The organism is Mesorhizobium sp. WSM4816, from assembly GCF_055811535.1.
Genome location: NZ_JBVVQR010000014.1, coordinates 77,492 through 92,245, shown reverse-complemented (window position 1 = coordinate 92,245; position 14,754 = coordinate 77,492). Strand labels below are relative to the sequence as shown.

The window sequence follows — 14,754 nt, the reverse complement described above, 5'->3', positions numbered from 1 at the left end:
AATCGAATTGGCCAAGCTACGTTTGCTGGATGAGCTTTTGGGACTTGCGTGCATTGCACTGACTTTATCGTTCGGCCCGGTATTGGCGCAGACCGTGCCATCACCTGGTATTGTCTTTCAGGATTGTGAACGCTGCCCGGAGATGGTGGCGCTGTCGCCAGGAAAGTTCACGATGGGTGCCAGCGACGAGGATCGAAAAGTCCCGGGAACGCAGTACGCGATCCCAGTCGAACTGCCCCGCCATCAGGTGACGATCGATTATTCGTTTGCAATCGGCAGGTACGTTGTGACCGTCGACGAGTTCAGCCGCTTTATTGACGAAACCGGCCACAAGGCAGGGGGCGATTGTCTCATCGTGGTTGCCACTCACGGATCGTTGAAGGGAAAGTTTCAGGGCCAACTGAGTTCGGGTTTTAAAGAAGCGTGGATCAAGCTCGGCAATGCGATGATCGCCAATGCGAGCTATCGTCATCAGGGGCGAGAGACAACTCAACGACATCCCGCGACTTGCATTTCGCGGATTGAAGCGCAGGCGTATCTCTCCTGGCTGTCGCAGAAGACGGGCAGGAAATACCGCTTTCCCACGGAAGCCGAATGGGAGTACGCGATCAGGGCAGGCGAGCAGCTTCCGTTCTTCTGGGGCTCCGATCAGGGCAAGGCGTGCGAACACGCCAACTTTGCGGACAAGGATTCTCCCTTTCATCCGGCGATCAAGGCAAAATGCGCGGAAAGTCCGCCGAATCCATTTACTTCGGCCGTTGGCAGTTTCAAACCCAACAAATGGGGGCTTTACGATCTCGCTGGCAACACGTTCGAATTCATCGAGGACTGCTATGTCGATGGCTACGAAGGGGCGCCGGTCGACGGCTCCCCGTGGTTGAGGAGCGACGTGCACCCCGATTTTAACCGCCCCGACGGTCGATGCGTGCAATGGGGTCTGCGCGGATACTCCTACATCCACACAATTGGCGAGATGCGCTCGGCGGCGCGTTGCTCGATCGAGGACGAAGACGCGCATTCCGGGATAGTGGCGCTACGCGTCGCTGTCTCGCTGACTGACAACGCGTGGGATCTGAGGCAATGAGGCTGCTGCGTTTCGGAGGTGATGACCGATTCTGCTGTTCCCATCGGGAGGGCGCCGCATGACACGTCTTGATCTTCTCGCGACTTGGGCGCGAGCGGCACCAGGTCTCAATCTGTGTGCCCTTGTCGGAGTGATGTTGTGGCTTGCCGCGCCGGCGGCGGCGCAGGAACCGCAGTGGCAGGGTGCAGGCAGGGCGGAGCTCAAGAGGTTCGTGCAGACCCAGCGCGGCATGCTGGATCTGCCCTGGCCAATCGCATTTTATGGCGACTTCAACGCCGACGCTCGGGAGGATGCGATTGTATTTATCTACTCGGAAATTGAGGGCGCCGCTGGCAACACGAATTTGAAGGTCGCTCTGTTCAAGGGAGAGGGCGGGAAGTTCGAATTCATGCGATACGCCCCGAATATCTTTGGCGATCAGCCACGACGGGCCAAATTCTCGAGCGGGCTCGTTGAAATCACGACAACGACGTTTCGTCCGGGAGATCCGCGCTGCTGTCCTACGGGCTCCAGGCGCTATGCGGCGATCAAGACGGGGGAGGCGGCAGTGGACAGCACGTCGCAGGCCAAGCCCGCTGCTCCGCCGCAAGGCGAGGGCAACTGGATCGCAAAGGCCAAGACTCAACCCGTCGGGGCGAACCTCAACGGCACCGCCACGGACGGAAAGGCTACACTCTCTGGTGGGTGCAGTAAGTCGGACGGACCGCGCTTTATGGGATCGCTGTATGGCTATTCGGGTAACGCGCTGAAACGGATCGACGATCAGGAAGAACCAGTCACCTTCGCCGTGGCGGGCAGAGACGGCCCGGCGTCATTTCCGGTGATGATGGTTTATTACGCGCCTGAAACGGCGTGGGTGATGTCCGACGGATTGCCTGTCGCCTTCCTCGAAGCCTTCGGGAGGGGCGAAACCCTCACGATCCGCAACGGCAAGGGCAAGGAGGTAGTCACGTTCGGCCTGCGCGGCTCGGCGACTGCAGCCCAGACCATGCGGCAAGTGTGCAGCGGGTAGAGGCTGCGCGAGGTCACTCCGGAGTCGGTTCCGGTAGGGGCGAAATGACACCCTCGGTTCACCTCGACGCGAGCGGTTTGCTCATGTTGATCCCGGTTACCCGAAAGCCTGTGACTTCATAAACATCCCTAGCGCGTTTGTTATCGTCAGCCACTCGGAGCTTTATTTGTTGAAAACCTTTGCGTTTTAGCTCGTTTTCGAGAACCTCTAAGGCCTGTTTGCCGAGGCCTTGACCCTGATATGCAGGGAAGATGTGAAAATCGCTGATGAACGCCGCGCGCATCGTCGGATCCTGCTTGTACCATAGGTATCCAATAACCTTTTCAGGGCTTTGAGTCCGATCGACCAAACAGAGCAAGACCCGGCGCGGTTCAATGTGCCGCCCGAGCTTCTGGTGCACATATCGCCGCTGGGCTGGGCGCACATTTTACTGACTGGCGAGTATCTGTGGCCGAAGGAGCAGAACGCTTAGGGTGTCATTTCGCCCCCTACCGGAACCGACCCCATATGCAGCCCAAACACTGCGCAGCGAAAACAATTCGGCGATCAGAGCGAAGATCAGTGTCTGCAGACCGGTCAGTATGATCGTCAGGAAATAGATCAACATGCCGAGCGACGGCACGACCAGCGCCGCGATGGGGGAGACCCCCATGAGATCGAAATACGCCGGTGCATCAGGCAGCGAACTTCAATGCACCATAGATCGTGGCCACGGCAATCAGCCCGACCAGCACCGCAACGAAATAGCCGGCGAGCATCATCAGAACGCGTTTCGCCACATGCTTTGCCGTCGCCATGCCCACCCCCGTGCGGCTCAATGATCACGCCGCAGTCAGCCATCAAAGGCGCATCGGCGCAAGGGGATGCCGAAAAGGGTGCGGGCCCCGCTCTTGGTGAAGCCACGCCGCCGCCCGCTTCCGAGGGATCGTCCCCCAGGCTGCGCTGTAACCTGCCGGAATTGTTCCGGGTCCTTCAAGAGAAAGCCGGCCGCACATATCGGCTGGGGGAAGATGGCCGCGATCTATTTGGGCTCGGCCGTCACCGGATCGTAGGTGATTTCGACCTTCGCCTTGTCGGTCGTGTAATAAGTAACGGTGTAGGCGCCGCTGTCCCAGGCGACCTCGTCGACATAGCGGAAGTCGTCGCGCTGCTCGACCTTGGCGATTATTTCCGACAGTTTTTTGGCATTCTGCGGCGGCAACGGGCTTCCGTCTGCGGCAAGGGCCGGTTCACCGAAAAAGAGAACTACGACGCCTGTCGCCAAAACAAGTCTGAACATGGCTTTCCCTCGCTTCTCGCGAAAGTAGAAACTCGCGGCCATGCAGGTTTGTTCCGGGCAGGTTTGTTCCGGGTTCCGGAATGGACACAAGCGAAATTGGCAGACGCATCTTGTTGTCGTTGCTCATGCTAATGCGTCTGCAACTCACCTTCGTCGGGGAAGAGGTGGGCCAAGGCCGTGTCGAACGTGAGTTCCAGGGCGTCACCCGGTTCAAAGACCTTGTCTTCATTGAAGGCGGCAATGAGTTCGCTGTTATCGCGAAGGGTCAGGTCGACGACCGTCTCGCTGCCCAATCGCTCGGCATGTGCCACGATGCCATGCAGCAAGCCTTTTCCAGATTGCACCGGCCGGAGGTGCTGCGGACGGACACCCAGGATGGCCTTGCCGTCTTTCCGGAAGGCGCGCCTTCTGGTCGCTACCCTGATCGGCTCCAGGGATTGGTTGCCAACCATTGCCGCTTCGCCATCGAGGGCGAGGACGTCGACGTTCAGGAAATTCATCGACGGGGCTCCGAGAAAGCCGGCTACGAACCTGTTGGCCGGTTCGTGATAGAGCTCCATCGGCGCTCCGATCTGCATGACTTGACCGTCCTTCAGCACGACGATCCTGTCAGCCAGCGTCATCGCCTCGACCTGGTCGTGGGTGACATAGATCATCGTTGTGCCCAGTTGCCTGCGCAGCCGGCCGATTTCCATGCGCATGTCCATGCGCAGTGCGGCGTCGAGGTTGGAGAGCGGCTCGTCAAACAGGAATACGGCCGGTTTCCGGGTGATTGCGCGCCCGATGGCGACGCGCTGGCGCTGGCCGCCCGAAAGCTGACCTGGCCGGCGGTCGAGCAAATGTTCCATTTGCAGGATGCGTGCGGCCTCGGCCACCTTCTGCTGCTTTTCCTGCCTGGAAGCGCCCGCGATCGTAAGGCCGAACGCGATGTTCTCGCGCACGGTCATGTGCGGAAAGATGGCATAGCTCTGGAACACCATCGCAACACCGCGTTGCTTGGGCTGCAGCTGGTTGACCACCCGGCCGCCGATCTCGAGGGTGCCTTCGGTTATGTCCTCGAGTCCGGCGATCATGCGCAGCAACGTGGACTTCCCGCAGCCCGACGGTCCAACAAAGACGACGAACTCGCCGTCGTTGATGTGGATATCGACGCCTTTGATGATTTCGACGCGACCGAAGGATTTCTTGACGCCCTTGAGTGAGACCTCAGCCATGAGCGATGGCTCCCGTTTCCTGATTCATGTGCGGCAATTCGGGGTCTCCGATCGATTGGTTGGCCTTGAGGAATGGGGCTGACCGGCCGTCCCGGATCCACTGGCGTTTGAGCGCGAGAGCCATGCAGTCAGCCCTTCACGCCGGTCGAGGCGATCGACGCGATGAAGGCGCGCTGCAGCAACAGGTAGAAGACCAGCACCGGGACGGTGATAAGGGTGAGATAAGCCATGACTTCGCCCCAGGCGACGTTGAGTTGAAAGAAGTAGCCGAGGCCGACCATGACCGGGCGATAGCCTTCCTGCTGCACCACGATCAGCGGCCAGAGATATTGGTTGTACATGACGAGGAATTTCAGGATGGCGGCAGTCGCCAGTACCGGCCCTGAAAGCGGCATGACGACGCGATAGTAGACCTGCCACCAATTCGCGCCCTCCACCCGGCTTGCCTCAATCAGTTCGCCCGGCAGCCCTTTGAAATACTGCACGAACAGGAAGATCGTCAGTCCGTCGGCAATCCACGGGATGATCTGCACCCGGTAGGTATTGAGCCAGCCCCAATGCAGCCCATCAAGCCCGATCCAGGGCAGTTTCGAGACCAGGAGCAGGAGCGGGATAGCGATGGTCTCGAAAGGGATGATCAGCGTCGCGATGACGATCGAGAGCAGGACATCGCGCCCCTTCCACCGCAGGAAAGCAAAGGAGAACGCGGCCAGCGAACAGATCAGCAGCGAGAGGAGGACAGTCACCCCGGTGACCAGAACCGAGTTTAGGACGAACAGGCCGACAGGCGCCCGCCGGAACGCACCGAAATAGTTGTTGAGGCTGATGTCGCCGACGGGCAGGAATGCACGCAGGCTGGAAGTGTCCGCGAGAAGCTGACTGTCCGGCTTGAAGCTCGAGTTGATCATGAACACGAGCGGAAAGACGAAGATCAGCGCGATCAGGCACAGTACCAGATAGCGGGCGAACAGTCTGAGGCCGTAATTGTCGGGATCGAAGGCCATCCTAACGCTCCCGTGTCAGCCAGCGCTGGATGAGTGAGATCGCCAGCACGATCGCGAACAGGATGACCGAGATGGTCGAGCCGCCGGAGATGTCCTGCTTGCCGTAGCCGCGCTCGACCGCCTGGAAGACGAGGGTCTGGGTGCTGTCGAGCGGACCGCCACTGGTCATCACGTCGATCTGGGCGAAAAGCGCGAAGCCCTGCATGGTGATCACGACAAGGACAAGCACGGCGGTGTTGCGCAGGCCGGGCCAGGTGACATAGCGGAAGGTCTGCCATCTCGAAGCCCCCTCGATGGCGGCGGCCTCGTAGAGCGTGGGGCTGATCGTCTGCAACCCCGCCAGCCAGATGACCATGTGGAAGCCGACGGCCTGCCAGATCGACATGGCCATGACTGCGGGCAGCGCCGTCGAGGGATTGCCAAGCCAGTCGACGGGCTGGAAGAGGCCGAAGGTGAGGGCCTGGAGGATGCTGTTCAACAGCCCGTTCTGGCCGTCATAGATGAACCGCCAGAGGAGCGAGACCACGACGATGGAGACCACCACCGGCATGAAGTAGATGGTCCGGAACAGGTTGATGCCCCTGACCTTGTGGTTGATCAGCAAAGCAAGCATCAGCGCGAGGCTGCCCTGGACCGGCGCCACGACCAGGACGAACAGGAAGGTGTTTACCAGCGCCTTCATGAACACAACGTCGCTGGCGATGACGATCATGACGTTTTCGCCGGACTGCCAGCGGAACCACTCGCGCATGCCGCGATACTGAGGATAGTCGTCGCTGCGGGTGATCTCGCGCAGGCGGGGATACTGGATTTCGCCGGCCTCGTTTCGGACCACTTCGCCAGCATCGTCGCGCTCTGGCTTGAGGGTCACCACAGCAAGGCCCAGGAGCTGCTGATAGTTTTCCAACCCGACGAACTGGGTCGGGTTCGGTGACAGCAGCCGCTGATTTGTCAATGACAGACCGATCGCGAAGAAAAACGGCAGCACGATGAAAGTGAAGATAAGTGCGAAGCCCGGCAGGACGAATGTCCAGCCCGCCCGGTTCGACAGGGTTAGCTTCGACGCCATTTGCGGTATCCGCCCAGCAAGCCACAGAGGGTGGAGTCCGCGGCTGGCGAGGACCCCGGCGCGACAGAACTAGCGGTGACCGTAGCCACCATTGTTTTCGATGTCGGCGTCGATCTCGTCGACCGCCGCGTCAAGCGTGTCGGCCACGTCGGCGCCATTGGCGATATCGGCCAGTGCCTTGGTGAAGACCTTGGCCTGGACCACGTAGCCCGGGGTGACCGGGCGCACCAGGGCTTGTGCCTTGGAGAGGTCGAAGAACACCGCGAGCGGGCCGCCATCCTTGTAGTTCTTCGTCATCTGCGCCGCCGAGGGCGTCGGCGGGATCAGGCCGATGCCGTCGGAGAAGGCGGCCAGGTACTTGTCCTGCGCGGCGAACTTGATGAACTCGGCAGCGCCTTCCGGATGTTTTGACTTGGCCGACACGCCGAATTGCCAAGATCCCGCGCCGATCTTGTTGCCGGCGCCGAAATCGGGGGCTGGAAGGAAGACAACGTCATCCACGGCTTCCATCGTTGCCACCGCGCGCCAGTTGCCGTTCCACTGGAAGGCGAACTTGCCGCCGATGAAACCGGTCTGCTGATCGGCCGGGTCCTCGCTGGTGCCAGGCGCATAGCCTCCGGTAAACAGCGCTTGCCACCACTTGCCGAACGCCTGCGCAGCCTCGCCGTTCAGCGCGCCTTCCGCGGTCTTGTAGGTCGAACGGTCGACAATGTCGCCGCCGAAGCTCTGCAGGAACGGCGAGAAGGCGTAGGAGTACCACTCGGCCTGGTCGTTCATGCCGAGATCAAGGGCGAATTCATACTTGCCGGAGGCCTTGGCGGCATCGAGCGCGGCCATGAATTCCTCGCGCGACCAGGGCTTGTCGAGGGTCGGGGTGCGCAGGCCCAACTCGTCCAGCGTCGATTGGCGTGCAAAAAGCGCCACCGCCGCGTCCCACAGACCGACCGAATAGAGCTTGCCGTCCCACACACCTTTGGTGCCGGGCAGGAAGTCGGCGAACTCGCTCTCGTCGATCGGCAGCGGCTGCAGATAGCCGGCCCAGGCCCAATTGGGCATGACGGGCCCGTCCACATCCAGGATGTCGGGCAGGTTGCCCGCCAGGGCCGCCGCCGCGACGGAATCGTTATAGCTCTTCTCGGGGAAGCTCTCGATGGTCACCGACCAGTCGGACTGGCTGGTGTTGAAGTCGGAAATGATCTGGTTGAGGATTCGCGACTCCACCTCATTGCCGGCGCCGTGATACCACATGGTCAACCTGGTCTGCGCCAGCGCGGGCGCACACAGACAGGTCGACGCGATCACCAGACCGGTGAGGTGTTTTGTCAGTTTCATCTGATATTCCTCCCTTTTGACTTAAGGACGCTGGCTGGATCCAAGGCGAGGCCGCCGGACAGCGGGCCGGGAAGCCAGCGCTCAGTATCGGGTCGGCCGCTACGGGCCCTTGATGGGGTCCAGCAATGTTCGCGGAAGCCGGACGCATTTGCAATTGCGCAGTTTTACTAATCGGAGCAGGAGGTCGACGGCGATTTCCCCTCGTCAGTTCGCGGGCCACTGAGATAGCAGTTCACCTAGAACGATTTTATCCTGCGTCAACTTTCTCCCGGCCGCGTTCAATGTGCAGCTTGAGCGATTCCAAGGGTAGACAGCGCCTTGTGATGTGTCCCCGGCTGCCTGGCGAATCGCATGAACCGGGTCATGGCAAACCTTGCGATGAGGCGGAAGTTCGAAGCGTAGGCGGCTCCGAAGCGGATGGTAACTTTGTACGGGAAGCGGGTATTGGTGGGCGATGCAGGGATTGAACCTGCGACCCCACCCGTGTGAAGGGTGTGCTCTCCCGCTGAGCTAATCGCCCGCTCGTTGCCCGAAGGCCAAGCGCGCCGCGATATAAGGGAGGCCGGCCGGGGATGTCAAGGCGATGTGCTGGCGTTCCGACGAGGACCGAATGCAGGCCCGCCGGGAGCGGTCCGGTCGCCGTCGCGCTCAGTGCCCGGCAGCTGCAATCAGGCGTTCGGCCAGACCAAGCGTCAGCGCATCGAAATGCGAGATCACCGCCGAGGGTTCGAATTCGCGCACATGGCGGTCGGTGTAGCCGAAATCCACTGCCACCACGGGAATGCCGGCCGCCTTGGCCGTATCGATGTCGGTCTGCGAATCACCGACCATCAGCGCGCGGTGCGGATCGCCGCCGGCGAGCACGATGGTTTCGGTCAGATGGCGCGGGTCGGGCTTGCGGAACGCAAACGTGTCCTGACCGCAAATCGCCGCGAAATGCTTCGCCAGGTCGAGCGCCTCGATCAGCGCCACCGAGTTGGCTTCGTATTTGTTCGTGCAGACGGCCAGGAGATAGCCGGCTGCCTCGAATCGGGCGATCGCCTCGACGACGCCGGGGTAGGGGCGCGATTTGCCCGGGATGTTGTCGGTGTAATGATCGAGGAACAGTTTTAGCAATCGGTCGTGTTCCTCTACCACCAGCGATCTCTGCTGCGCGGCGTGCGCGCGCTCGATCATCACCCGGCCGCCATGGCCGACGAAGCGCTTGAAGCCGGCCTCGTCGACGGCTGCGAGTTCGCTGGCGGCAAGGCTGTGGTTGAGGCTGTCGAGCAGGTCCGGCGCTGTGTCGACCAGCGTCCCGTCGAGGTCGAACACGATGATCGGTCGGGTCATGGCATGTCCTGTGACGATTGCGCTGCCTGCAGGCGATAGCCGCTGCAGCCCATCCAGGCAAGCCGTGCCGGCTCAATCCACAGGGCGTCAATCCACAGGGCAAAGTCTTTGACCGGACGGGCAAAGATGCTAGGAGCGCCGAAACAAGCGAAATCCGGGGCAAAGCATGGATGCGAGGCAACTGAAGGTCGAGGCCGCGCGGGCGGCACTTGCCCATGTCAGCGATGGCATGCGGCTTGGCATCGGCACCGGCTCGACGGCCGAAGAGTTCGTTCGGCTGCTCGCCGAAAAGGTCGCCACCGGCCTTACCATTATCGGCGTGCCGACCTCGGAGCGCACCGCCACCCTCTGCAGCGAGCTTGGCGTGCCGCTTTCGACGCTGGAAGAAACGCCCGAGCTCGACCTTACCATCGACGGCGCCGACGAGATCGATCCGGAGCTGACATTGATCAAGGGCGGCGGCGGTGCGCTGCTGCGCGAAAAGATCGTGGCGGCGGCTTCCGCCCGCATGATCGTCATTGCCGACCGTTCGAAGATGGTCGAGACGCTTGGCCGTTTTCCACTGCCGATCGAGGTCAACCCGTTCGGCCTGCGTGCCACGGAAATCGCCGTCGCCGCGGCAGCCGGAAGGCTCGGCCTTTCCGGCCCCGTCACATTGAGGATGACGGGAAGCCAGCCTTTTGTTACAGACGGCGGCCATTTTATCCTCGATGCATCTTTTGGCCGCATTCCGGATACAAGAGCGCTTTCGAATGCTCTCCATGCCATTCCGGGCGTGGTCGAGCATGGTCTTTTCATCGGGCTGGCATCAGCGGCCATCATAGCCGGCGACGGCGTCCAAACCGTCCATGCCGCCCGAAAACCAGGGAGTTCTACCGATCATGACGTTGCATAACCGGGTTCGCCGTTTTTCTGCAATTCTGGCAGCTTCAGCCGTCTTTGCGTTTTCATCACCGGCGTTCTCGCAGGACGTCAGCGAAGGGCATCTTAAGGCAGCCCGCGCCGCAGTCGCGGCGATCGACGCGACGGACCCGTTCGACAACATCCTGCCGCAGGCCGCCGCCGCGCTTCAGCAGCAGCTTATCCAAAAGAACCCGGACATGCAGGAGTTGATCGGCAGAACGGTTAGCGAAAAGGCTCTGGCGCTGGCCTCGCGCCGCGCCGATCTCGAGAAGGAAGCGGCCCTGGCCTATGCCAAGGTATTTTCTGAAAAAGAGCTTACCGAAATCGCCGCTTTCTACAATTCCGATACCGGCAAGAAACTGCTCGACAGCGGCCAGGCCGTGACGCGTGAGCTGCTCAAGGCCGCCGAGATATGGCAGAACGGCCTCGCTCGCGATCTCGCCCAGCAGGTCGGCGAAACGCTGGCCGCGGCGGCAAAGGCCGCAGCACCGGCAAATGCCGCGGCTCCTGCTGATGGCACGCAGCCGGAAGCACCGAAGAACTGAGCCTGTTTCCGGCGGCGTCATCGCTGCTGGACCGGAAAGCCCGCCTCCGTTGCGCGTCCGACAGGATGGGCTGCGTCCGGGCTTTTCTTTTGCTGGTTTGCAGCCTACCTGTCTCAGACATTTTTGAAGGGCAAGGAGCCGCGCCATGGCCGTCTATGACTACGATCTTTTCGTCATCGGCGGCGGCTCCGGCGGGGTGAGGGCGGCGCGCGTGGCGGCGGCACTCGGCAAGCGCGTCGGCATTGCCGAGGAATACCGCTATGGCGGCACCTGCGTCATCCGCGGCTGCGTGCCGAAGAAGCTCTATGTCTATGCCTCGCAATTTCCCGAGCACTTTGCCGACGCCGCCGGTTACGGCTGGACCGTGCCGCAGGCGAGCTTCGACTGGCAGACACTGGTTGCCAACAAGGATCGCGAGATCAGCCGGCTGGAAGCCATCTACAGGAAAAATGTCCAAGGCGCCGGCGGCGAGACGTTTCAGTCACGCGCCATGCTGGTCGATCCGCATGCGGTGCATCTTCTCGGCGAGGACCGTACCGTCACCGCCGACCAGATTCTCATCGCCACCGGCGGCCGTCCGGCACCGCACCCGGCTCTGCCCGGCCATGAGCATTGTATCTTTTCCAACGAGGCCTTCGATCTCAAGGAATTGCCTGACGCGATCATGATCGAGGGCGGCGGTTATATTGCCGTCGAATTCGCCAACATCTTTCACGGTCTCGGCGTCGACACCACGCTGGTCTATCGCGGCAAGGAGATCCTCTCTCGCTTCGACATGGATCTCAGGCGCATGCTGCACGAGACGATGGAAAAGAAGGGGATAAAAATCCTCTGCCATGCCGTGTCCGAATGGGTCAGGAAACGTCCCGACGGGCGCCTCGACGCTGTCGTTACCGGTGGCAAGGTGCTGACGGTCGATCAGGTCATGCTCGCCATCGGCCGTCTGCCCAATACCGAAAACATGGGGATTGAGGGCGTCGGCATCGAGATGACCAGGACCGGCGCTATCCATGTCGACCAATATTCGCGCACCAGCATCGACAACATCTGGGCGATCGGCGACGTCACCAACCGCGTGCAACTGACGCCGGTGGCGATCCATGAGGCGATGTGTTTCGTCGAGACCGCCTTCAAGGGCAACCCGACCGCGCCCGACCATGACACGATCGCCACCGCGGTGTTCTCGCAGCCCGAGATCGGCACGGTCGGCCTGTCGGAAGACGAGGCCATAAAGCGTTTTTCCGACGTCGAGGTCTACCGCGCCACCTTCCGGCCGATGCGCAACACGCTGTCGGGCCGCGACGAAAAGATGCTGATGAAGCTGGTGGTCGACGGCGCCTCGAAAAAGGTGCTCGGCGCCCATATCCTCGGGCCTGATGCCGGCGAGATGGCGCAGCTTCTCGGCATTCCGCTGAAGGCCGGGCTGACCAAGGATGACTTCGATCGCACGATGGCCGTGCACCCGACCGCGGCGGAAGAACTCGTCACCATGTACAAGCCGACCTACCGGGTGAGGGACGGCGAGCGCGCCTGACGTTTTTCCCATACCCTCGCCAACGGAGCACTCGATGCTCGCAAGCAATGGCGCCGCACCACCCGACCACAGATCACCAATCCGATGCGACACTGTGCAACGATATTCTGTTCGCCGCTATTTCTGCCTGATGCGGCGAGGGAAGCGCAGCCATCTTTCCTCGACCGGCCTTGTTTCCTCGACTGGCCTGGGGTGCGCGAGGATGGTGGTGAGCTCGACCGGCAGGCTCGGCGCCAGCGGCTTTTTGGTCGCGACGCCGTCCGCGATGGCAACGATGCTGTGGTAGAATTCGGCGCCTGAAAGCGACCTTGGCGGCACCGCCTCGTGCATGATCGAGATCACCGTGACATCTGGACAATTGTCCTTGATCGCTTGATGGAAAGCGATCTTCCCTTCCGGATCGAGCGCTCCGGTCGCTTCATCGAGGAACAGCAGCCCCGGCTGCTGCAGCACGATACGAGCGACAACCAGCTTCTGTTTCTGGCCGCCCGAAAGCACCTGGTCCCAGCTCATTCCGTCGCGGCTCTCATCGCCCATGTGTTCGATGAAATCGCCAAGGCCGGCTTTATGCAGGGCCAATGCAACCTGCGTGTCGGTGTGATCGCGCTCTGAACCGGGCAGGCAGACCAGTTGCTTCAGCGAGACCTGCTGCAGCTTGACCTCCTGGGCGGCATAGAAACTTTCGACCCCTTCCGGAAAGACGATGGAGCCGCGGCCATAGGGCCACAGGCCGTTGATCGCCTTGATCAGCGATGTCTTGCCGCAGCCGGATTCGCCCTTCAGGAACGTCCACTCGCCACGCCGGAAGCGCAAATTCGCGGCACTCAGGAAGGGCGTGGCGTCCTCGCCCTGATGGGTCAGCTCGAGTTTCTGGATGGTCAGGCCGAAAACCGGGTTCTGACGGTCGTAGCGGAAATCGGAACAGCCGGTGAGACTATAGAATTCCTGCGGGTGTTGGACGTTTTCGATCGCGGTGGCGAGTTCGGTCACGCGTTGGCTGTTGGCGCGCAGCGCCGCAATGGAAGGCATGACATGGATGAACCACGAACATTGATTGATGAGTGAGTTGACCATCTCGGAGCCGGTTATGTAGCCCTTGAGGTCGAAACGGTTGTGGATATAGGGCACCAGGCCCGGCGCATAGGCGACAATGCGGGCGCCGATGAAAGTGTAGACCAGCTCGAAAGAACGATAGCTGGTGTTGACGATGTTCAGCCTTGCCCAGGTGCGGTCGATGTCGACATAAAGCCGTTCGTGCATCGTCTTTTGCACATTCTCGCCCTGGGAGGCTGCGACATGGAAACTGCGGCGCAGGAACGTGGTCAGCTCGCCGCGATAACTGCCTTCGGATTGCTGCATCCGGATGTTGATCCGTTCCAGCAACCTGCCGAGCTTCACCGCGATCCAGGTGTTCAGCGGCACGTAAATGGCGACCGCCAGGAAAGCCAAGACCGCGCTGCCATAGCTGCCGAGGAACTCCAGCCCTTTCACCTCTGCCGAGGTTTCAAGCAGTTTCCGGCCGACGAAATAAAGCGATGTGGCGACAGCCATCACCCCGATGGCGAGCCCGATGGCTCCGCCGGTCATGTCCTTGATCGATTCCTGGACGCGCTGGTCGATGTTGTCGGGGGCAGCAGCGCCGGAGGAACCGTGCTGAGCATGGAAATGCGTGTGATTGGTGTCGAGAAGCGCTGCGTTGAAACGGCTGTCCAGCCAAGCGCGCCATTTGCGATGCAGCGTCGCGGAAACAAAAGTGCGGATGCCGGTAAAGCCCGCGTCCTTGAGCACGACCAGAAGGATGAGCACGCCGGCGTTGGTGAGCAGCGATGCGAGCGGCGTGGTGTTCGCGGCGTCATGGTAGAAGGCAATCGAGTTGACCAGTTCTCCGGATGCTTCGGCGAACCAGACGCCAGCCTTGCTGGAGAGCGCGGTAAACAGGGCGATGACCAGCGTCAGCGTCCAGGCCTCCACCCAGCGGTCCGAGAACCAGTAGGCCCGCATCAGTCCCCAGAAGCTGCGCATCGAGGAAACCGGTGTCAGGAGCGGCGACCTTGCGGCGCCGCGGAGCCATTTTTCCGATATTGAATGTCGCTCTGGTCTACCGACCCGAATCACAATCCCGCCCAAACCTCTCTTAGTTTTGTTACAGACAGTAACACCAATTGATCATTTTCAATTATCTTTTCTCGGCTTTGGAGGATTGAACCCCTGGCCGTTGCCATTAAGCAACAGCGGCAACGCGATGCGATCACGCTCTCGACTCAAATTATCACGATAATTTCAATGAGTTGCTGGTTCACGTAGGCAAGCGTCAGCATCTTCCCCAAGGGAAAGCTTTTTGCACAGTTTTGTGAGGCAAGAGCGTGGTCGATCAGCCGATTTTTAAGCTGCGGAAGACGAATCGACGCAAAGATACGCTGTCATCTTTGTTGCCTTATCGACCGGG

At 60.9% G+C, this 14,754-nt stretch carries 13 protein-coding genes, 1 tRNA gene and 1 pseudogene; 5 read left to right on the top strand and 10 right to left on the bottom strand.

The window, feature by feature from the left end; translation table 11 throughout:
* Positions 1–7 precede the first annotated feature (7 nt).
* Together AC0L3H_RS17040 and AC0L3H_RS17035 are read left to right on the top strand one after the other, a co-directional pair.
* A complete protein-coding gene (locus tag AC0L3H_RS17040) occupies positions 8–1,084 on the top strand; it encodes a formylglycine-generating enzyme family protein (protein ID WP_473586246.1) in 1,077 nt (358 codons plus the stop codon).
* A 58-nt stretch (positions 1,085–1,142) separates the two neighbouring features.
* Positions 1,143–2,096: a hypothetical protein gene (locus tag AC0L3H_RS17035; protein WP_473586245.1), complete on the top strand. Its 954-nt coding sequence runs from the start codon at positions 1,143–1,145 to the stop codon at positions 2,094–2,096.
* A 58-nt stretch (positions 2,097–2,154) separates the two neighbouring features.
* Here the strand turns inward: AC0L3H_RS17035 and AC0L3H_RS17030 are convergent, their stop codons facing one another.
* The 9 genes and pseudogenes from AC0L3H_RS17030 to AC0L3H_RS16990 all read right to left on the bottom strand — a co-directional run bounded on the left by AC0L3H_RS17030 (position 2,155) and on the right by AC0L3H_RS16990 (position 9,326).
* The gene (locus AC0L3H_RS17030) at positions 2,155–2,496 is read right to left on the bottom strand and encodes a GNAT family N-acetyltransferase (protein ID WP_473586244.1); all 342 of its coding nucleotides are present in this window, start codon (positions 2,494–2,496) and stop codon (positions 2,155–2,157) included.
* 120 nt (positions 2,497–2,616) lie between these two features.
* Positions 2,617–2,893, bottom strand: a pseudogene (locus tag AC0L3H_RS17025) (hypothetical protein); the annotation flags it as partial.
* A gap of 224 nt (positions 2,894–3,117) precedes the next feature.
* Positions 3,118–3,375 (bottom strand): PepSY domain-containing protein, encoded by a 258-nt coding sequence (locus AC0L3H_RS17020; RefSeq protein ID WP_473586243.1) that lies wholly within the window; start codon positions 3,373–3,375, stop codon positions 3,118–3,120.
* Between the two features lie 128 nt (positions 3,376–3,503).
* A complete protein-coding gene (locus AC0L3H_RS17015; protein ID WP_473586242.1) occupies positions 3,504–4,589 on the bottom strand; it encodes an ABC transporter ATP-binding protein in 1,086 nt (361 codons plus the stop codon).
* Between the two features lie 128 nt (positions 4,590–4,717).
* Positions 4,718–5,593, bottom strand: coding sequence for a carbohydrate ABC transporter permease (locus tag AC0L3H_RS17010; RefSeq protein WP_473493221.1), 876 nt, complete (start codon positions 5,591–5,593; stop codon positions 4,718–4,720).
* A gap of 1 nt (position 5,594) precedes the next feature.
* Positions 5,595–6,662, bottom strand: a complete 1,068-nt coding sequence (locus tag AC0L3H_RS17005; RefSeq protein ID WP_473586241.1) for a carbohydrate ABC transporter permease — start codon at positions 6,660–6,662, stop codon at positions 5,595–5,597.
* 69 nt (positions 6,663–6,731) lie between these two features.
* Positions 6,732–7,994 carry an ABC transporter substrate-binding protein gene (locus AC0L3H_RS17000; protein WP_473586240.1) on the bottom strand — a complete coding sequence of 421 codons (1,263 nt, stop codon included), beginning with the start codon at positions 7,992–7,994 and terminating at the stop codon, positions 6,732–6,734.
* A 445-nt stretch (positions 7,995–8,439) separates the two neighbouring features.
* Positions 8,440–8,514: transfer RNA gene (locus AC0L3H_RS16995), tRNA-Val, on the bottom strand.
* Between the two features lie 128 nt (positions 8,515–8,642).
* Positions 8,643–9,326 carry a phosphoglycolate phosphatase gene (locus tag AC0L3H_RS16990; protein WP_091590970.1) on the bottom strand — a complete coding sequence of 228 codons (684 nt, stop codon included), beginning with the start codon at positions 9,324–9,326 and terminating at the stop codon, positions 8,643–8,645.
* A 166-nt stretch (positions 9,327–9,492) separates the two neighbouring features.
* On the opposite strand from AC0L3H_RS16990, the gene rpiA reads away from it, so the two are divergent.
* The 3 genes from rpiA (at position 9,493) to gor (ending at position 12,308) form a co-directional block, all read left to right on the top strand.
* Positions 9,493–10,221, top strand: coding sequence for a ribose-5-phosphate isomerase RpiA (gene rpiA / locus AC0L3H_RS16985; RefSeq protein ID WP_473586239.1), 729 nt, complete (start codon positions 9,493–9,495; stop codon positions 10,219–10,221).
* A complete protein-coding gene (locus AC0L3H_RS16980; protein ID WP_473586238.1) occupies positions 10,208–10,774 on the top strand; it encodes a DUF2059 domain-containing protein in 567 nt (188 codons plus the stop codon). The genes rpiA and AC0L3H_RS16980 overlap by 14 nt, the downstream gene beginning before the upstream one ends.
* 145 nt (positions 10,775–10,919) lie before the next feature.
* Positions 10,920–12,308, top strand: coding sequence for a glutathione-disulfide reductase (gene gor, locus AC0L3H_RS16975; protein ID WP_473586237.1), 1,389 nt, complete (start codon positions 10,920–10,922; stop codon positions 12,306–12,308).
* Between the two features lie 117 nt (positions 12,309–12,425).
* On the opposite strand, the gene AC0L3H_RS16970 is transcribed toward gor, so the two are convergent.
* Positions 12,426–14,330, bottom strand: coding sequence for an ABC transporter ATP-binding protein/permease (locus tag AC0L3H_RS16970; RefSeq protein WP_473586236.1), 1,905 nt, complete (start codon positions 14,328–14,330; stop codon positions 12,426–12,428).
* Positions 14,331–14,754 lie beyond the last annotated feature (424 nt).